A 19,559-nucleotide genomic window follows, 5' to 3' on the forward strand; every position below is an offset into this window, starting at 1 on the left:
GTAGCGGGGTTCTTCGGAGCGACCTGCGCTTTTGCACGTTTTTGTTTGATCCGTCCCGGTCTACAATTGACTCAATTCGGGCACGAGTTGGACAATCGTCCAAATAAGTCTGGGGCTGACCTGCGAAAACGTACGATCTCGGTAGGCCGTTGGCATGGAAGAAAATACCTAGTACCGTCCGGATGCATGGACCTCGTGGGGGTGATACCACTGTGGTCATCCGAGCCGAGAACTCGGCAAAAGAGAAATGCCGGACCCTCAGGAGCCCCCGTTGCCTCGTGCCACCGTTCGCACTTGTGCCCGATGCGGTTGTGTACTCAGCCGTTACAACTCCGAAGCTCGCTGCGCCGCGTGTCGGCGTACCGAGTCAGTCCCCGTGGTGTCACTTCCCAGTGTGCCCACGCGCGTCTGGCAGGACGAAGCCGTCCGGTCGGCACTCGCCGACTGGGACTTCGGCCAGGTCAGCCGCATGGTTCGCCAGCTCGTCCCGCTGCGGCAGGAGGACGTCGCGGCCCTGACCGGGCTGAGCCAGTCCTACCTGTCGATGCTCGAGTGCGGTGACCGTCGCCTCACCGACGTCTCGCGCGTGGTCCAGTTCCTCACGGGCCTGGGCACGCCGCCGGATCTGGTGCGGCTCCCGCTCCCGGGCATCAGCCCGCTGCCCGACGCCGCAGCCCCCGCGCGCACCGCCGCGTCGGGGCAGCCCGCCGCGCAGGAGTTCGTGACGCCCACGGCCCCCGACCCGGCCCTGCCGTGGACGGCGGACCGCATGCTCACCGCGCTGCGCCTCGCGCACGTCGCCGACAACACGGCGGACTGGCTGCCCGCGGACGCCAACGGCCCGGTGTCGGCCACGGCCATGAGTGACGAGGCCGGGAGCGAGTCGCCGCGTCCGGCGTCCGGCATCGCGCTGAACTCGATGATCCAGCGCTGGGACGCCGAGCAGGCCGAACCGCTGCGCCGTGGGACCGCCGGCACCCGGGTGTCGCTCGAGCTCTGCGGGCACCTGCAGGGCACGCTCGACGAGCTGCGCGTCATGGACAAGGGCTCGGGCAGCGGGGCGGTGGCCGACCTGGCCCGCGCCCACCTCGCCCTGGTGGTCCGGGTGCTGGAGCGCAGCACGTACGACGAGGTCACTGGCCGCAAGCTCGCCGCCGTCGCCGCGGACACCGCCACGCAGGCGGGCTGGTTCGCGTTCGACGCGGGCCGTCCGGACGCGGCCCGCGCCTACATGCTGGCCGGTCTGCGCGCCGCCCACGCCGCGGCTGACGACCGGCTGGGCGCGGGTGCCCTGTCCTACCTCGCGATCCACGGCTACTCCAGCGGGGACCCGCGCGACGCCGTCCGCGCGGCGGAGGCCGGCCGACGCCGGATCGCCCGCCTGGACGCGCCGCACCTGGCGGCGACGCTGCTCACCCGGCAGGCGCGCGGCCATGCCGCCGCCGGCGAGGGCGAGGCGGCACGCCGGGCTCTCGGCGAGGCCTCGGAGCTGTGCGCTCGCGGCCGCGGCGAGGACGACCCGCACTGGCTGTACTGGATGAACGAGGGCGAGATCCACGGGCAGTCCGGGTCGGCGCACCTCGCGCTCGGCAACACGGCCCGCGCCGTGGAGAGCTTCGGCCACGCGATCCAGGCGGACCGGGCGGGCGAGCGCCGCACGCACGGGCTGTTCCTCAGCCGGGCGGCCCAGGCGCACGCCAGGGCCGGCGACCTCGACGCGGCCTGCGCGACCGGCGAGGAGGCGGTGGCCATCGCGGAGACCGTGCAGTCGGCGCGGCTGCGCGAGCACCTGCGCGACCTGTCCGCGGACCTCCGGCGCGGCGGGTCGACGACGCGACGGTCCGGGGTCGGGGCGCGCGTGCTGACCGAGCGGATCTCGGCCCTGGCGTCGTGACCGCATCGGTCGCCTCCCGTGGCGATGCCAGGGTCCTTGTGCTCTGGGACATCGACCGGACGCTCGTCTACGTCGGAGAGGTGGATCGGACGGCATATCGGGAGGCGTTCGCCGAGGTCGTGGGACGACCCGCCGAACGCCTCCCGGCGAAGGGCACCGGCGTCACCATGCCGCTGGCGATCCGGGGGCTCCTGGAGGACAACGGGGTCACCGGCCCTGAGGCGGACGACCTGCTGCCCCGGATGCTCGAGGTGGTGCCGCGGCGCTTCGCGGCGCACACCGAGGACGTGCGTCAGTTCGGCACCGTGCTCCCCGGGGCCATGCAGGCGCTCAAGGCCGTCGGGGCCGAGCCCGACCTGGTCTCGACCGTCCTCACGGGCAACCTCCGGGCAAACGCCCTGATCAAGCTGGGTGTGTTCGGCATGAACCGGTACGTGGACGCGACGATCGGCGGGTTCTCGTCCGACGACGCGCACCGGCCCGCCCTGGTCGCGGTCGCGCAGCGTCGCGCGGGCGAACGGTTCGGCTGCACCTTCGACGTCGGCAGCACCGTGATCGTCGGCGACTCCCTCGAGGACGTCCGCACCGGGATGGAGGGTGGCGCGCGGGTGATCGCCGTCGCGTCGGGTACGACGCCGGCAGAGCGGCTCGCCGAGGCCGGCGCCGACGTCGTGCTGCCCGACCTCACGGACGCGGCGCGGCTGCTCCAGGAGATCCGGGGGCTCACCGACCGCGCCGGAACCCAGTAGATGCAAGCGGATCGACCGCGCTGACCCGTCGCGCCCCACATAGTGACTGCCGTCACATGTGGGTAGACTCTGCTTTCTTCCCGCCATCGACGTCGCTGGCGGGGCGTACCGGCCTTGTACGGGTCAACCCCGTGCAGGGCAACACACTTTCTGGGGGACTTCCTCAGAGCTCGTCGAGGAGGACGAATGCTCGAAGACGGCATTGTTTTCGGCGCAGGCAGCTACACCACGGTGGCGGTGATCGCCGTCATCGCGGTTGCCGCACTCGGGTGTGCGTTCGTGCTGCGCCGCCAGGTGCTCGCCGCGCCTGACGGAACCGCCAAGATGCAGGACATCGGCCAGGCCGTGCAGGAGGGCGCGTCCGCCTACCTGAAGCGACAGTTCCGCACTCTGGTGCTGTTCGCCCTGGTCGTGTTCGGCCTGCTGTTCCTGTTGCCCGGCGAGAGCGGCGTGCGCGTCGGACGCTCGATCGCGTTCGTGTTCGGCGCCGGGTTCTCGGCGGCGATCGGCTACCTGGGCATGTGGCTCGCGGTGCGGGCGAACGTCCGCGTCGCCTCGGCCGCGACCCGGCCGGGCGGTCGCGCCGAGGGTGCCCGGATCGCGTTCCGCACCGGCGGTGTCGTCGGTATGTCGGTGGTGGGCCTGGGCCTGCTGGGCGCCGCGCTCGTCGTGCTCGTGTACGACGTCGACGCGCCCGCCGTGCTCGAGGGCTTCGGCTTCGGGGCCGCGCTGCTCGCCATGTTCATGCGCGTGGGCGGCGGCATCTTCACCAAGGCGGCCGACGTCGGCGCCGACCTGGTCGGCAAGGTCGAGCAGGGCATCCCGGAGGACGATCCCCGTAACGCCGCCACCATCGCGGACAACGTGGGTGACAACGTCGGCGACTGCGCCGGCATGGCCGCCGACCTCTTCGAGTCCTACGCCGTGACCCTTGTGGCCGCCCTCATCCTGGGCAAGGCTGCGATGGGCGAGCAGGGCCTCGTGTTCCCGCTGATCGTCACCGCCATCGGCGCGTTCGTCGCGCTGCTCGGCGTGTTCATCACCCGGGTCCGCGGGTCCGAGAGCGGGCTCACCGCGATCAACCGCGGGTTCTACATCTCCGCGATCATCGGCGCAGTGCTGGCCGGGATCGCCGCCTTCGCGTACCTGCCGTCGTCGTTCGACCGGCTGACCGGTACCGCCGACCTCTCCGGCGTGACCGCCGACCCACGCGTCGTGTCCGCGCTCGCCGTGCTCATCGGCGTCGTGCTCGCCGGCGTCATCCTCTGGGTGACCGGCTACTTCACCGGCACCGACAAGAAGCCGACGCTGCACGTGGCCGAGACCTCCCGGACCGGCGCGGCGACCGTTGTCCTCTCCGGAATCGGCGTGGGCTTCGAGTCCGCCGTGTACACGGCGGGCATCATCGCCGCCGCGATCTGCGGCGTGTTCCTGCTGGCCGGCGGCTCCGTGCCGCTCGCGCTGTTCCTCGTGGCACTCGCCGGCTGCGGCCTGCTCACCACGGTCGGCGTCATCGTCGCCATGGACACGTTCGGCCCGGTCAGCGACAACGCGCAGGGCATCGCCGAGATGTCCGGCGACGTCGACGAGGAGGGCGCGCAGATCCTCACCGACCTGGACGCCGTCGGCAACACCACCAAGGCGATCACCAAGGGCATCGCGATCGCTACCGCGGTGCTCGCCGCGACCGCGCTGTTCGGCTCCTACGCCGACGCCGTCTCCCACGCGCTCGCGCAGGTCGGCGACGTGGGTACCGGGCTGGTGACCTCGATGCTCAGCTACGAGATCATCTCGCCGGTGACGCTCGTCGGCGTCATCCTCGGTGGTGCCACGGTGTTCCTGTTCTCCGGTCTCGCCATCGACGCCGTGACGCGCGCGGCCGGCGCCATCGTGTTCGAGGTGCGTCGACAGTTCCGGGAGCACCCGGGCATCATGACGTTCGACGAGCGCCCCGAGTACGGCAAGGTCGTCGACATCTGCACCAAGGACTCGCTGCGTGAGCTCGTCACCCCGGGCCTGCTGGCGGCGTTCGCACCCATCGCGGTGGGCTTCGGCCTCGGCGTCGGGCCGCTGGCCGGGTTCCTGGCCGGGGCCATCGGAACGGGCGTGCTCATGGCGATTTTCCTGGCGAACTCGGGCGGCGCCTGGGACAACGCGAAGAAGATCGTCGAGGACGGCAAGTACGGCGGCAAGGGCTCGGACGCCCACGCCGCCACGGTCATCGGCGACACCGTGGGCGACCCGTTCAAGGACACGGCCGGCCCGGCGATCAACCCGCTGATCAAGGTGATGAACCTGGTGGCGCTGCTGATCGCCCCGGCGGTCGTGGCGATCAGTGTGCCGGCGGACGCCAATCACGCGCTCCGCATCGGCATCGCCCTCGTGGCGGCTGCCGTGGCGTTCGGCGCCGTGATCTGGTCCCGCGTGCGCGCGACCCGCGTCGACGCGGAACAGCAGGCGGAGCAGGACCGAGCGGAAGCCACCGTCTGACGCCGAGGTAGAACCAGGGCGAGGTAGAACCGTAGCGAAGTAGAACCGCAGCACCGCTGCGGTTCTACTTCGCCCTGGTTCTACTTCGCCCTGGTTCTACCTCGCCAGGGTTCTACCTCGGCGGGTGGCTACTGGCCTACTCGGCCGTCTATGCATTCCCGCAGCAGGTCCGCGTGGCCGACGTGGCGGGCGTACTCCTCGACCATGTGCACCAGGGCGTCGCGGATCGGGATCTCGTCGTCGCCGCGGGTGACCGTCCGGCCCAGGTCGACCTCGGGCAGCGTCTCCATCCAGGCGTCGGCGGCCCGGACCTCGCGTCGCCAGTTCTCCCAGGCGTCCTCGACGACGGCGGGATCCGCGACGGCGCCGTCGAAGTCCACGTCGGGGTTGTCCGGCGACTTGCCGAACAGCCGGGGCAGCTCGGGCTGTTCCTGCAGAACGCGCTGGAACCAGCTGTGCTCCACAGCCGCGAGGTGCCGCACCAGCCCGAGCAGCGACATGGTCGACGGCGGCACCGACCGGCGCGTCAGCTGCTCGGCGTCGAGCCCGTCGCACTTCATCTCCAGCGTGAGCCGGTAGTGCTTCAGGTAGTTCCAGAGAGTTTCCTTCTCGCCGACCGGCTTCGCCAGGGCCTCGCGCGGGTCGTCGTCCGGATCCGCCCACATGTCGGGGTAGACGGTGGCGGAGGTCCAGCGCTCAGTGGTCATCCGCACAGTGCACTCCGGGGCTCCGCCGCCGGTCAACCGCATTGACTGCCGCCGGCGCGCGGACCGCGCCCGTATCCGGCAAAATGGGACAGGCACAACCGTGCGCGTTCGGCACGCCGGTCTTCACTCCGCACCACACCACGGTCTGTGTAAAACCGGCTGCGACCGCTATCGTCTGCGGTGTTGTGCTACCGAACGCCCCGCGATCCGCGGGTGTGGCCGAGAGCCCCGACGCAGGAGCCCCCCTCGTGGGAGACCCGGAGCAGGAGAAGGTCCCGTGAGTGCCGATATCGACCCGACCGAGGCCATCCCTCAGGTCACGGCCGAGATGATCGCGAAGGCGTCAGTCCATCCGGTAGCGCCTGCCGCGGAGCCGACATCCCAGCCGCGCCCCCGCGAAGCCGGCCAGCCGCAGCCGCAGCCCTCGGCGCCGTTGTCGCCGAGGCGCCCGGACACGACATCCTCCCGGCCCTCGCGATCCGCGACGACGCCGGCCGAGCGGGCAGGTTCCGCCTCGGGCGGTTCCGGCACGCCGGCGGCCGAGCCGCCGGAGCAGGCGGAGCGGGTCTCCGAGCAGCCCGCGGCGCCCGACGCCGTGCTGCGTGACAGGCCGGGCGCTTCGTCGTTCACGCCGTCCGAGCCGTACGGCGACCGCCACGCCTCGGCGGGCCACATCGCGGCCGGGCACCTGTCGTCACTCGTGCAGATCCCGACCGTGTCGGTGCGGGACCCGGAGTACGTCGACCACGAGGCGTTCGCGCGGCACAGGGCGGCGCTGGCGGCGTTCTACCCCCGCGTGCACGCCCTGCAGAGCGAGCCCGCGGGCGACCACGGCCTGCTCTACCGCTGGCCGGGTCGGGGCCGCGAGGACGTGCTGCACCCGTTCCCCGTGGTGCTCATGGCCCACCAGGACGTCGCGCCGGTCGGGGGCATGGAGTGGTCCGCGCCCCCCTTCTCGGGCGAGATCCGGGACGGTGTCGTGCACGGCCGCGGCACGCTCGACGACAAGGGCGGGCTCGTCGCGGTGCTCGACGCCGTGGAGACGCTGCTCGGCGAGGGGCTCGTCCCCGAGCGGGACATCTGGCTGTTCTTCGGCGCGGACCAGGAGACCGCAGGTGGATCGGCGCAGACCGCCGTCCGGCGCCTGTACGAGCTGGGCGTGCGCCCGTGGCTCGTGATCGACGAGGGCGGCGGCGTGGTGACCGACGCCTTCCCGGGCCTGGACCGGCAGACGGCCCTGGTGGGCGTCGCGGAGAAGGGCCGGGTCGGGGTGGACCTGTACACCACCGACGTCGGCGGCCACGCCGCGACACCCGGCAGGCGGACGGCGACGGCGCGCCTCGCCCGCGCCGTGACGCGGGTGAGCAAGCACCGGTACGCGGCCCGCGTGAACGCGCCGACGGTGGACATGCTGGAGCGGGTGGCGCCGGGCGCCAAGGGGGCCAGAGGCGTGCTGTTGCGGACGGCGACCAAGCTCGCCTCAGGACCGCTGCGCAAGATCGCCGCCTGGATGCTCGCCCGGGGCGGCCCCGAGGCCTGGGCGACCGTCCGTACGACCGTGGCGGTCACCGAGCTCGAGGGCAGCTCGGGGGCGAACGTCGCGGCGTCGTCTGCCCGCGCGCACCTTGACGTCCGGGTGGCGCTCGGCGAGACCGTGGACCGGACGGTCGCGCGGCTTCGCCGCACCATCCGGGACAAGAAGGTCGAGATCGAGATCGTGGAGCGCAGTGAGCCCAGTGAGGTCTCGCCCGCCGACAGCCAGCAGTTCGCCCTGCTGAGCGAGGCGATCGGCGCTTCGTACCCGGATGCAGTAGTTGTGCCGTACGTGACGCTCACGGCCACTGACGCCCGCACCTTCACCCCCATCAGCGACCATGTCTACCGGTTCAGCCCGTTCGCTCTGACGCGTGAGCAGCGGCAGTCGATGCACGGCGCGGACGAACACCTCAGTGTTGATTCCCTGAGCCGGGGTGTGCATTTCTATCGTGAGGTACTACGAAAAATCCCCGGTTGACCTGCGCATTCAACAAATCGCCGAAATTGGACTAAGTTCTCCCTTTACGTAGGTGAGGGGGACGTCCATGAGCAGCTCCGCCGTACCGCCCGTGGTGCCGGGAGGCTCGCGCGCGCCCGTGCACGTCAACGTCCACACCTACCCGGCGCAGCTGCAGTACCCGCCGCGGACGTATCTCCTGTTCTCCGTTCTGGTGACCATTTTCTGCTTCTGGCCCACCGGAATCGTCGCCCTCGTGAGCGCGCTGCGCGTTAATTCCCTGTGGAAGACGCAGCAGCACGACAAGGCGCGGAAAGCTTCCCGGCGGGCGCGCAACTGGGGTCTCGTGACGCTCGCCATCGGTATCGTCGCCTGGGTGATCGTCGTGTTCTGGGCGAGCATCACCTACCTGAACCGGTAGCAACTTCACCCCCAGTTCATCACGTATCACACGATCGCCCCTCCTGTCTTCCCCGGGGTAGCGGGTAAAGTTCGCGGCTATGAGTGCGACACGGCGCAAGGGCTCCCGGGGTGGTCGTGCTGCGTCCCGCGCTGGAGGTCCCCCCGCAAGCAACGCGCTCACGTGGGCAGAGAGCCTCGCGGCCGGGGAGTCCGCGCCCAGCGCCAGCGCTCTCGAGTGGGCCGAAAGCCTCGCGGAGAGCGAGCCGGCTCCCAGCCCCTGGGGCAGCGCGAGCACCACGGCCCCCGCCCTCCCGGACACCACCACCGCCCCCGACGACGACGGCAGCTCTCCCTGGGGTCCGGTCCCGGCGCCCGTCGTCGCAGACGGTGAGGGAGACGGCGAAGCGAATCCCTGGGGCCCGGTGGTCACCACGGAACCGGCCACGACGCGCGGCCGCAGCAAGAACGTCGGCGGTAAGAGCGCCAAGGTCGCGAAGTCGAGGTCCAAGGGCAAGGGTGCCAAGTCCGGCACGAAGGGGGCGCCCAAGAGCGACCCCGCCCCCACCCCGGCCGGCGGTTTCCCGCTGAACGCGGGCCCGGTGGCCGACGTCGGCCCGGAGGCCGACGACGTCCCGCCCGCGGCACTTCCGGACGACGTCCCGCCCGCCCTGCCGAGCTCTGCGGGGTCACGCAAGAGCAAGGCCGAGTCCCGCAGGAGCAAGGCCGAGTCCCGCAAGAGCGAGGCCGAGCCGAAGGCGGGCCAGAAGCGCACCAGGGGCGGTATCCCCGTCCCGGACACCGCCCAGCAGAAGCGCATCAAGAAGACCCTGCGCCGTGGCCTGCCCAAGGTCCTGGACCGCCCGGTGGTGCTGGTGACGGCCGGCGTGGTCGCAGCCGTCCTCGGCCTGGGCACCGGCTGGGGGATGAGCCTGGTCGGGGGCGACGGCGCCCTCACGAGCGCGGAGGCCGCGTCCTGCGCACAGACACAGATGGCGTGGACGCAGGCCGCCAACGCGCAGTCGGCGATGGTCGAGGACGAGCCGGAGACCCTGCGCAAGGGGTTCATCAACGCCCGCAACGCCCTGGAGGGCGTGACGCCGCCCGAGGACATCGCCGAGGACTGGGCGATCGCCTTCACCTACTACTCGACGGTCGCGAACAACATCGAGAAGGTGAAGGCGAACGACGGCCCGGCCGTCAGCGCCGCTGTGGGTGGCGCGCAGGAGGAGCTCGACACCCAGGCGATGGTGGGCGCACTCGAACGCGTGCAGGCCTACGTGGCGTCCAACTGCCGCGGATAGCTCCGGCGGCTCGCCGCGCGGGCGTGACCGGCCCACCAGCAGGCGCGAGCCGCCCGTCTGGTAAGGGTGCGGAGTCTGCGGGCAGGATGGGCTCGTGCAGCCGCCCGTGACCGACCCCGCCCTCGTCGTCTCGCTCCGTGATGACCTGGTCTCCTCCGCCTACGACGTCGACGGCGTCGAGGACCTGCTCGGACCGCTCGCCGCGGCCGCGCTGCACCGGGAGCAGGCGCTGCCCGCTCGGCGGGCACTCGCCGCGGCGGTGGCCGGCAAGCCGCCGGCGGACCACGACCCGCGCGCGACCCTCGCCGCACTGTTCCTCCTGGGCGCCCCGGTGGAACGGTCGGCACTGGACCGGGCCCTCCCCGGCACGGGGACGGCGGGCGCCGAGCGCCTCGGCCTGGTCGCCGCGCAGGGCACGGTGGACGACGACGAGGTGCGCGCCGTCGCGGACCTGCGCCCCTACTCCTCGGTCGACGCCGTCGGCGACGCACGCTGGTGGCTCGCGTCCGACCTCGGCGAGCTGGCGACGGGCGGCCGCCTGGCGACCGACCACGTGCTCGGGGCCGGCGGCGCGTCCCTCACGCTGGCGCAGGTCACCGTGCGTAACCCGACCGGGCGGGTGCTCGACCTCGGCACCGGCTGCGGTGTCCAGGCCCTGCACGCGGCGCGGCACGCGGAGGGAGTGGTGGCGACCGACATCTCGCGGCGGGCGCTGGCGTTCGCGGAGTTCAACGTCGCGCTGAACGCCCGGTCCGGGACGGAGGTGGAGCTCCGGCACGGATCCATGCTGGAACCTGTGGCGGGGGAGCGGTTCGACCTCGTGGTCTCGAACCCGCCGTTCGTCATCACGCCCCACGCGGGCGCGGCCGGCCGGGCGGTCGCCGACGCTCTGGGCGACTACGAGTACCGCGACGGCGGCCGGGCGGGCGACGACCTGGTCAGGGACCTGGTCCTCGGCGTCGGCGGCGTGCTCGCGCCGGGTGGCGTCGCGCAGCTCCTCGGCAACTGGGAGCACCGGCGGGGCGAGCCGTGGACGGAGCGCGTCGGCGCGTGGCTCGACGGCGCGGGCCTCGACGGCTGGATCATCCAGCGTGAGGTCCTCGACCCCGCCGAGTACGCCGAGACGTGGATCCGGGACGGCGGCACCACACCCGACCGCGAACCCGATGCCTGGGCCGCCGCGTACGGCGCGTGGCTCGACGACTTCGCGTCCCGGGACGTCGAGGCCGTGGGCTTCGGGATCGTGACCCTTCGGCGTCCGGCGTCCGGGGCGCCCACGCTCCGGCGGCTCGAGGAGCACACCGGATCGGTCCGCCAGCCGCTGGGGGCGCACATCGCGCGCAGCCTCGCCGGCCACGACTGGCTCGCGTCCCGCGACGACGCGCACCTGGCCGCAGCGCACCTGGTCACGGCGGCGGATGTCACGGAGGAGCGCTACCTGACGCCGGGCGAGGCCGACCCGAACGTCGTGATCCTGCGGCAGGGAGACGGGCTGGGCCGCGGGGTCCAGGCGTCGAGCCCGCTCGCTGCCCTGGTCGGTGCGTGCGACGGCGAGCTGACGGTGGGGCAGATCGTCGGCGCGCTCGCCTCGCTGTTCGACGTTCCGGTGGACGCCCTGGCCACCGAGCTGCTCCCGGCAGTACGCGGGCTGGTCCGTGACGGTTTCCTGGCGGAGTGACGCTCGATCGTCAGGATCTGCCCCGCACGCGGTGACCGGTCCGTTTCCGGGACGTAACGGTCAGTCGCTCACGCCGATAAATCTTGTCCGGAACAGAGACATCCGCGCCTATGGCAGATACTTTCCACCGTGTGGAACTCGACATGCGGCACTTGAGGATGGTTGTCGCTGTTGCTGAGTCGGGCAGCGTCACGAAGGCGGCCGCTGCCCTCGGCATCGCGCAGCCGGCGTTGACTGCGCAGCTCAACCGCATCGACCGGTCGCTGGGCGGGAACGTTTTCGTCCGCGACCGCTTCGGCGCGCGCCCGACCGAGCTCGGTGAGCTGATACTCCGGCACGCCCGTGTGCTGCTCCCGGCCATGGCCGCCCTGGCGGACGACGCCGAGCGGCTCGTCAACGGCGACGTCGCGCACGGGGAGACGGTCCGCGTGGGCATCACCGGGACCGCGCTGGGCGGCCTGTTCGTCAACCAGCTGCACATTGCGATCCCGGGCGCCCAGGTCACGACGGCCATGCCCCACCTTCCGGACGACGTCGCGTCCCGGCTCGCCCGCGGCACCATCGACGTCGGGCTCGTCGGGATGTGCTCCGACGTCTCGCCGCCCGCGGCCGTGGAGGTCGCGTGGACGCGGGTCTGTACCGACCCGATGTTCGTCCTGATCGACGAGCACCATCCGTACGCGGGCAAGCCCGAGGTCTCGCTCGCCGAGCTGTCCGAGGAGCAGTGGCTCTGCGTGCCGTCGCACGGCTGCCTCGAGGAGTGCTTCGTGTCGGCTTGTGTGCGCGCGGGCTTCACGCCGCGCGGCATGGGCGACGCCGAGTGGACCACCGCCGTCGACCAGGTGCGGGCGGGGCGGGCCGTCGCGCTCGTGGAACCCGGGCAGCTCGACCCGCCCGGCGTCGTGACGGTCCCCCTCGCGGGGGCGCCCCTGCGGCGCACCCACTACCTGGGGTGGCGGCACGACGCCGACCTGCGCGTGGACCTGGAGGCCGTCGAGGGTGCCGCCCACCGCGCGCACCGGGACGCCGTCCGGCGCAGCCCGCAGTACGAGCAGTGGCTGGCGATGTACGGCATGCTCGGCTGACTCCCCGACGTGTCAGACGTGCAGGTCACCGGGGTGACCCGTACGTCTGACCGGTTGCGCGTTGACAAGCCCTTACGTGGTTTGCCCTCCATAGGAAATATGTATGACCTGAGTGTGATCTGGGCGGGACGTCCGACTCCTCCTACAGTGTCGCTGCGGGTGAAAAATCACTCGTGGGTGGAATTTCACCCGCTCTACGACACAAGGAGTCGCTGGAGATGAGACGCACTTCCCTCCGGGGTCTTGCCGTGGCAACCGCCACCGTGGGCCTCTTTGCCGGCACCATCAACGCCGTCGCCGTCGCTGGACCGTCCGCCGTCGAGACCGCACGAGCGGGCTACGCGCCAGGTCTGGTCGCCGCAATGGAGCGCGACCTGAACCTGAGCACGGCCGACGCCGTCGCTCAGATCGAGGCCCAGGAGATCCTGGCCGGTACGCAGCGCAGCCTGGAGAAGTCGCTCGGTGCCTCTTACGGCGGGGCCTGGGTCGAGGGCACGGACGCCCTCCACGTCGCCGTGACCGATGCCGCCGAGGCCGCCGACGTCCGTGCGGCCGGGGCCACCCCCGTCACCGTCGACAACTCGCTCGAGGCGCTCGACGCCTGGACGGCGGACCTGGACGGTGCGCTGACCGGGTCCGACGTGACCTCGTACCACGTGGACGTGGAGACCAACGAGATCGTGATCGACGTGGTCGACGGCGCCGCTGCCGACGTCAAGGCCGCTGTGGCCGAGGCGGGCGTTCCCGCCTCCGCGGTCACCCTGAACGAAGCGACGGAGCGGCCTCGGACGTTCGCCGACGTGATCGGTGGCGAGGCCTACTTCATCAACGGCAGCTCGCGCTGCTCGGTCGGGTTCGCGGTCACGGGCGGCTTCGTCTCGGCCGGCCACTGCGGGTCCGTGGGCGCCACGGCGAGCGAGCCGTCCGGAACCTTCGAGGTCTCTTCCTTCCCGGGTGACGACTACAGCTTCGTCTCGGTCGACTCGGACACCCCGGTCGGCGTGGTGGACGACTACGCCGGCGGCACCGTGGCCGTCGAGGGCTCGTCTCCGGCCGCCGTCGGCGCCTCGGTCTGCCGCTCGGGCTCCACGACCGGCTGGCACTGCGGCACCATCGAGGCGCTCAACGCCACGGTGAACTACGCCGAGGGCAGTGTCTCCGGCCTCATCCAGACCGACGTCTGCGCCGAGCCGGGTGACTCGGGCGGCTCGCTGCTCGCGGGCTCGCAGGCCCAGGGCATGACCTCCGGCGGCTCGGGCAACTGCTCCTCCGGTGGCCAGACCTTCTTCCAGCCGGTGGGCGAGGCACTGAGCGCCGCGGGGGTCTCGCTGCTGACCAACTGATCGAACCGCGCTAGCGACCGACGTCCGGTCGGTCGAGGAGCGGGTAGGGACTTCCCCTACCTGCTCCTCGGCATGCCCGCATATCCTCCCGATATGTCCCAAAAGGTATCTGGGAGTTCGCTGGAAGCGACCCTACGCTTTGCCGCACTGGGTGAATTCATTGCCCCGACGACAAGGAGTCGCTGGACATGAGACGCACATCCTTCAGAGCGATCACCGTGGCTACAGCCGCTGCGACGCTCCTCGCCGCCAGCATCACCGCCGCTACCGCGGGTGCAGCCGCCGGATCCGACAAGCCCGATGTCTCCGGCTACGCGCCGGGCATGGTCGCCGCGATGGAGCGCGACCTGGGTCTGACGACCGCGCAGGCCGTGGACCGGATCAAGACCGACGAGGCGCTGTCGGAGAAGCAGCACGCCATCGCCAAGGCCCTCGACCAGGGCTACGCCGGCGCCTGGGTGGACGGCACCGAGCTGTTCGTCGCGGTCACCGACAAGGCCGGCGCGGCCGAGGTCCGCGCCGCCGGTGCCACCGCGGTCACCGTCGACAAGTCCCTGAGCAAGCTCGACCGGCTGGCCGCCAAGGCCTTCCGGGCGGCGCCGGACGCCGAGGTCGCGGGCGCCTACGTGGACGTCGAGTCCAACACCGTGGTCATGGAGGTCGCCGAGGGCGCGAAGGCCTCCGTCGCCGCCGCCGTCGAGCAGGCCGGGATCCCGGCGGGCTCCGTGTCTCTCGTCGAGGTCGCCGAGATGCCGCGCACGTTCATCAACGTGATCGGCGGCAACGCCTACTACATCGGCGGGTCCCGCTGCTCGGTCGGCTTCGCGGCCACCAGCGGCTTCGTCACCGCCGGCCACTGCGGCAACGTCGGCAACACCACGACCAGCCCCAGCGGGACCTTCCGGACCTCGTCGTTCCCGGGCAACGACTACGCCTACGTGAACACCGGCACGGACGACACCCCGATCGGCGCGGTCAACAACTACAACGGCGGAACGGTCAACGTCGCGGGCTCCACCGCTGCCGCCGTCGGCGCCACCGTCTGCCGCTCGGGCTCCACGACCGGCTGGCACTGCGGCACCATCCAGGCGCTGAACGCGTCGGTCACCTACGCCGAGGGCACCGTCAACGGCCTGATCCGCACCAACGTGTGCGCCGAGCCGGGCGACTCCGGCGGCTCGCTGCTCGCCGGTACGCAGGCGCAGGGCATGACCTCGGGCGGTTCCGGCAACTGCTCCTCCGGCGGCACCACGTACTTCAACCCGGTGAACGAGGCCCTCAGCGCCGCGGGCGTTTCGCTCGTCACCGGCGGGGGCGGCACCACGCCCACCGGCTGCACGGGCGAGGAGACGGCGTTCAGTGGCTCGCTGAGCAGCGGCGGCTACGCCTTCAAGCCGGGCGCCACCGGCTTCTCGGCGCTGACGGGCACGATCGAGGGTTGCCTCGACGGGCCTTCTGGGGCCGACTTCGACCTCTACCTGCAGAAGGCGAGCAACGGCTCCTGGACCACGGTGGCCCAGGGGATCACCTCGTCGCCTGACGAGAGCGTGACCTACTCGGGCACGTCCGGCACCTACCGCTGGGTCGTCGACGCGTACTCGGGCTCCGGCTCGTACACGGGCGGCTACTCGACCACCCCGTGACAACCGGTCGTTGAGTGCGGGATCTTCGCCCGTCAAACTTGATCTGAAGGGCGAAGATCCCGCACTCAACGGCGGGTCAGGGGCGGGCTGTGGACTGGCGGACCACCAGCAGCAGCGCGAACGAGGCCAGGGTCACCGCGATCACGCCCAGCATCCCGCCCATGTAAGCGGTCAGGTCGCCACCGAAGGGCAGCCCCCAGCCGTAGCCGCGGACGCTGCCGAGCGCACCGATCGCCAGCGCTCCCGTGGCGGCCGTGCCGAGCAGCAGCAGGCCGACGACGCCGGACGTCCCCGGCTCCAGCGCACTCCGCCCCAGGCCCGCGCCCCGCCCCAGGCCGGCCTGCGGCTCGTCCAGGGACGACGGCGAGCTCAGCGCGCAGACGCCCGCGCTCCAGGCGAGCACCACGAGGACCGCGGCGACGACGTCGGACGGCCGGTGCCACTGCCCGATCAGCGTCGATACGCCGGTGGCCGCCGTGTAGGCGGCGCCCGCCACCGCGACCACGGGCCGCCAGCGCCGGGGAACGGCGATGAGGAGGCCCGCGGCGACGGACGCGGCGACTGTGGTGTGCCCGCTGGGCAGGGTGTTGATGTCGGCCCGCGGGACGTCGAGCAGCGCGGGCCGGTCGAGGACCGCGTGCTTGAGCAGCTGGGTCGTGAGGTTGGAGCCGGCCACCAGGATCGCAACCTGCGCCGCGAGCCACCAGCGACCGCGGGCGAGCGCGAGGATCACGGCGACCGCGAGGCCGAGCCCGACGAACGTGTTCGACACCACACCGAGCACCGGCTCCGCGAGCTCCCAGAGCACGCCCTTGCCGTTGACGGCGCCCTCGAGCGCGAGCTGGTCGGCACGCTGGCCACGCTCCGAGACGACCAACGTGTCCCACGTGGCCCACACGCCCCACAGTGCGAGCACCGCTACGACACTTGCGAGGATGCGGGGGCGCAGGCGCGGCTGGAGCCCGGGCACTCGCGCCGGGGTCGGGCGGCCGCCCGCGTCGTCCGACGGCGGGGGCGGGCCCGGCGGCGTCGGGCGAGGTGCAGGCGGCCGGACCGGGCGGGTCCTGCGAGCCTTGGATGCGGGCGCGGCGGGCGGTGTGTAACCCTTGGCCGTACCGACGACGCGACCCCGTGCGGGCTGCGGGAGGTCAGGCAGCGGGAGGGTACGGTCCGTCATAGGCTCAACCGTAGGGGACCAGCCTGAAGAGACCGTGTGCCTGATGTGACGCTCCGCTGTCGTTCACGCCACGGGTGAAAATCACCACGGTCATGTGAAACCGCCGGGCAACCGGCTGTCGGCCCGGATAGGGTGCGATCCGTTGCGCCTGGCGTACCGTGAACTCTCCAACGCCGCTCGGCGCCCTCCCCCAGACCCCGCAGGAAGCAGGCAGGACCGGATGTCCCAGGCACGCAAGCTCGTGATCGTGGAGTCGCCCACGAAGGCTCGCAAGATCCAGAGCTACCTCGGCGACGACTACGAGGTCGAAGCCAGCGTCGGGCATATTCGCGACCTCCCGCAGCCCAAGGACCTGCCGGCGGAGATGAAGAAGGGCCCCTACGGCAAGTTCTCCGTGGACGTTGACAACGGGTTCGATCCGTACTACGTGGTCCACGCGGACAAGAAGAAGAAGGTCAGCGAGCTCAAGAAGGCCCTCAAGGACGCCGACGAGCTCTTCCTCGCGACCGATGAGGACCGCGAGGGCGAGGCCATCGCCTGGCACCTGATCCAGGAGCTCAAGCCCAAGGTCCCCGTCAAGCGCATGGTGTTCCACGAGATCACCCGCGACGCGATCCTCCGCGCCCTGGAGAACACGCGCGAGCTGGACCAGGACCTCGTGGACGCTCAGGAGACGCGGCGCATCCTCGACCGCCTGTACGGCTACGAGGTGTCGCCGGTGCTGTGGCGCAAGGTGCGCCAGGGCCTGTCGGCGGGTCGTGTGCAGTCGGTGGCGACGCGTCTGGTGGTCGAGCGGGAGCGCGAGCGCATGGCGTTCGTCTCAGCGGACTACTGGGACGTCGCGGGCACCTTCGCGGTCACCGACGGTTCGCCCGACGACGGCGTCGCCTCGGGCCAGCCCTCCTTCCGGGCCCGGCTCACCCAGCTCGCGGGCGACAAGGTCGCCTCGGGCCGCGACTTCGACGACCGTGGGCGGCTCAAGGTCCGCACCGGCGTGGTGCAGCTCAGCGAAGGGGCCGCCCGCGCCGTCGTCGCCGGCCTGGAGAACGCCGACTTCGCCGTCCGCAGCCTGGAGACCAAGCCGTACACGCGCCGTCCGGCCGCGCCGTTCACCACCTCCACGATGCAGCAGGAGGCGGGCCGCAAGCTACGGATGTCGTCGCGTCAGGCGATGCGCACCGCGCAGGGTCTGTACGAGAACGGCTACATCACCTACATGCGTACCGATAGCCCTTCCCTCTCCAAGGAGGCGACGGACGCCGCGCGCCGTCAGGCCGCCGAGCTGTACGGGCCCGAGTACGTGCCGGGCGCGCCCCGCCTGTACGCCAGCAAGTCGAAGGGCGCCCAGGAAGCGCACGAGGCGATCCGCCCCGCGGGCGACTCCTTCCGCACGCCCGCGCAGGTCGCCGGCGAGCTCAGCGGCGACCAGTTCCGCCTCTACGAGCTCATCTGGAAGCGCACCGTCGCGTCGCAGATGGCCGACGCGAAGGGCTCGACGGCGTCCGTCCGGCTCGGCGCCGTCATCGTGGGTGGCGAGCAGGACGGCAACGAGGCGGTGTTCTCGGCGTCGGGCACCGTGATCTCGTTCCGCGGCTTCCTCGCGGCCTACGAGGAGAGCGCGGACGCGGACACCGAGGCGGCCGAGGGCGCCGCCGCGGCGAAGGAGACGCGCCTGCCGACGATGGCCGAGGGCGACGCCCTGATCGGCACCGACCTGGCCGCGGACGGCCACTCCACGTCGCCGCCCGCGCGGTACACGGAGGCGTCGCTGGTCAAGGCGCTGGAGGAGCGCGGCATCGGCCGCCCGTCCACGTACGCCGCGACGATCTCGACCATCCAGGACCGCGGCTACGTGATCACGCGCGGCCAGGCGCTGGTGCCGACCTGGCTCGCGTTCGCGGTGATCCGCCTGCTGGAGGAGCACTTCGACCGGCTCGTCGACTACGACTTCACGGCCACCATGGAGGCCGACCTCGACCAGATCGCCGCCGGGTCGCGCGAGCGGGTGGCGTGGCTGAAGGAGTTCTACTTCGGCGAGGCGCCGGGCAACCTCGGTACGTCGGACCCGCTCGGCGTGGACAGCGAAGGCGGCGGCCTGCGCGCGCTCGTGGCGAACCTCGGCGAGATCGACGCAGCGGCGATCAACTCCGTGGACATCGGTGAGGGAATCCGCGTGCGGGTGGGCCGTTACGGCCCGTACCTCGAGGACCTCGCGGCCGAGGTCGAGGAGGGCAAGACGCCGCCTCGCGCCTCGGTGCCCGACGACGTGGCGCCCGACGAGCTGACCGTCATCAAGGCCCGCGAGCTGCTCGCCGCCGGGGCCGACGACGGCCGCGTGCTCGGTGTGCACCCGGAGACCGGCAACCCGATCGTCGCCAAGAACGGCCGCTACGGCCCGTACGTGACGGAGCAGCTGCCCGAGCCGGACCTCGACCCGGACCTGTCGGCCGCGGCGAAGAAGCGGGCGCTGGCCGCACTGCCCAAGCCGAAGACCGCGTCGTTGCTCAAGACGCAGTCGCTCGACTCGGTGTCGCTGGAGGACGCCCTGCAGCTCATGTCGCTGCCGCGCGTCGTGGGTGTGGACCCGGAGTCGGGCGACGAGATCACCGCGCAGAACGGCCGCTACGGCCCGTACCTGAAGAAGGGCACGGACTCCCGCACCCTGCCGTCCGAGGAGGCCATGTTCACGGTCACTCTCGACGAGGCGCTGGAGATCTACAAGCAGCCCAAGCGGGGTCGCGGGCGGACGGCGGCACCGCCCCTGCGTGAGCTCGGGGACGACCCGAACAGCGGCAAGCCGATCCAGGTCAAGGACGGCCGGTTCGGCCCGTACGTGACCGACGGTGAGACCAACCGGACCTTGCCGCGGGACGTCACCCCGGAGTCGGTCACCGCAGAGCGCGCGATCGAGCTGCTGGCGGAGAAGCGCGCCCAGGGCCCGGCCAAGAAGCGCACCACGCGGTCGACGGTGGCCAAGAAGCCTGCGGCGAAGAAGGCCCCGGCGAAGAAGCCGGCCGCCAAGAAGTCGTCGGCGTCGAACAAGTAGCACGTGTCAGACGTGCGGGGCACCCCGGTGACCTGCACGTCTGACACGCGC

13 protein-coding genes are annotated in these 19,559 nt (G+C 71.7%); 11 read left to right on the top strand and 2 right to left on the bottom strand.

Annotated elements, in window-relative coordinates; translation table 11 throughout:
- The first annotated feature begins 379 nt into the window (after positions 1 to 379).
- From EW117_RS01750 to EW117_RS01760, 3 genes are all read left to right on the top strand, one after another.
- On the top strand, positions 380 to 1,894 hold the full coding sequence (locus tag EW117_RS01750) for an NsdA family TPR-like regulatory protein (RefSeq protein ID WP_242504016.1): 1,515 nt from the start codon (positions 380 to 382) through the stop codon (positions 1,892 to 1,894).
- Positions 1,891 to 2,643, top strand: a complete 753-nt coding sequence (locus EW117_RS01755) for an HAD family hydrolase (RefSeq protein WP_129783001.1) — start codon at positions 1,891 to 1,893, stop codon at positions 2,641 to 2,643. The genes EW117_RS01750 and EW117_RS01755 overlap by 4 nt, the downstream gene beginning before the upstream one ends.
- A gap of 186 nt (positions 2,644 to 2,829) precedes the next feature.
- Complete coding sequence (locus EW117_RS01760) at positions 2,830 to 5,133, top strand: sodium-translocating pyrophosphatase (RefSeq protein WP_129783003.1); 2,304 nt, start codon at positions 2,830 to 2,832, stop codon at positions 5,131 to 5,133.
- Positions 5,134 to 5,261: 128 nt separating this feature from the next.
- Here the strand turns inward: EW117_RS01760 and EW117_RS01765 are convergent, their stop codons facing one another.
- The gene (locus EW117_RS01765) at positions 5,262 to 5,840 is read right to left on the bottom strand and encodes a DinB family protein (protein ID WP_129783004.1); all 579 of its coding nucleotides are present in this window, start codon (positions 5,838 to 5,840) and stop codon (positions 5,262 to 5,264) included.
- A gap of 277 nt (positions 5,841 to 6,117) precedes the next feature.
- Here EW117_RS01765 and EW117_RS01770 point away from each other — a divergent pair, with 277 nt between their 5' ends.
- The 7 genes from EW117_RS01770 to EW117_RS01800 all read left to right on the top strand — a co-directional run bounded on the left by EW117_RS01770 (position 6,118) and on the right by EW117_RS01800 (position 15,285).
- Positions 6,118 to 7,854, top strand: coding sequence for a M20/M25/M40 family metallo-hydrolase (locus EW117_RS01770; protein ID WP_207211714.1), 1,737 nt, complete (start codon positions 6,118 to 6,120; stop codon positions 7,852 to 7,854).
- A 67-nt stretch (positions 7,855 to 7,921) separates the two neighbouring features.
- A complete protein-coding gene (locus EW117_RS01775; protein WP_129783006.1) occupies positions 7,922 to 8,254 on the top strand; it encodes a CD225/dispanin family protein in 333 nt (110 codons plus the stop codon).
- A gap of 79 nt (positions 8,255 to 8,333) precedes the next feature.
- Positions 8,334 to 9,536: a hypothetical protein gene (locus tag EW117_RS01780; RefSeq protein WP_129783008.1), complete on the top strand. Its 1,203-nt coding sequence runs from the start codon at positions 8,334 to 8,336 to the stop codon at positions 9,534 to 9,536.
- 94 nt (positions 9,537 to 9,630) lie between these two features.
- Positions 9,631 to 11,214, top strand: a complete 1,584-nt coding sequence (locus tag EW117_RS01785) for a DUF7059 domain-containing protein (RefSeq protein ID WP_165362406.1) — start codon at positions 9,631 to 9,633, stop codon at positions 11,212 to 11,214.
- 143 nt (positions 11,215 to 11,357) lie between these two features.
- Complete coding sequence (locus EW117_RS01790) at positions 11,358 to 12,299, top strand: LysR family transcriptional regulator (protein WP_242504017.1); 942 nt, start codon at positions 11,358 to 11,360, stop codon at positions 12,297 to 12,299.
- Between the two features lie 218 nt (positions 12,300 to 12,517).
- Positions 12,518 to 13,642, top strand: coding sequence for a S1 family peptidase (locus EW117_RS01795; RefSeq protein ID WP_242504018.1), 1,125 nt, complete (start codon positions 12,518 to 12,520; stop codon positions 13,640 to 13,642).
- 188 nt (positions 13,643 to 13,830) lie between these two features.
- Positions 13,831 to 15,285, top strand: a complete 1,455-nt coding sequence (locus EW117_RS01800) for a S1 family peptidase (RefSeq protein WP_129783010.1) — start codon at positions 13,831 to 13,833, stop codon at positions 15,283 to 15,285.
- A gap of 76 nt (positions 15,286 to 15,361) precedes the next feature.
- On the opposite strand, the gene EW117_RS01805 is transcribed toward EW117_RS01800, so the two are convergent.
- Positions 15,362 to 16,462 (bottom strand): phosphatase PAP2 family protein, encoded by a 1,101-nt coding sequence (locus EW117_RS01805; RefSeq protein WP_242504019.1) that lies wholly within the window; start codon positions 16,460 to 16,462, stop codon positions 15,362 to 15,364.
- Between the two features lie 220 nt (positions 16,463 to 16,682).
- On the opposite strand from EW117_RS01805, the gene topA reads away from it, so the two are divergent.
- Positions 16,683 to 19,508, top strand: coding sequence for a type I DNA topoisomerase (gene topA / locus EW117_RS01810; protein WP_129783012.1), 2,826 nt, complete (start codon positions 16,683 to 16,685; stop codon positions 19,506 to 19,508).
- Positions 19,509 to 19,559 lie beyond the last annotated feature (51 nt).

The sequence above is a fragment of the Promicromonospora panici genome (genome assembly GCF_900608595.1).
GTDB lineage: Bacteria > Actinomycetota > Actinomycetes > Actinomycetales > Cellulomonadaceae > Promicromonospora > Promicromonospora panici.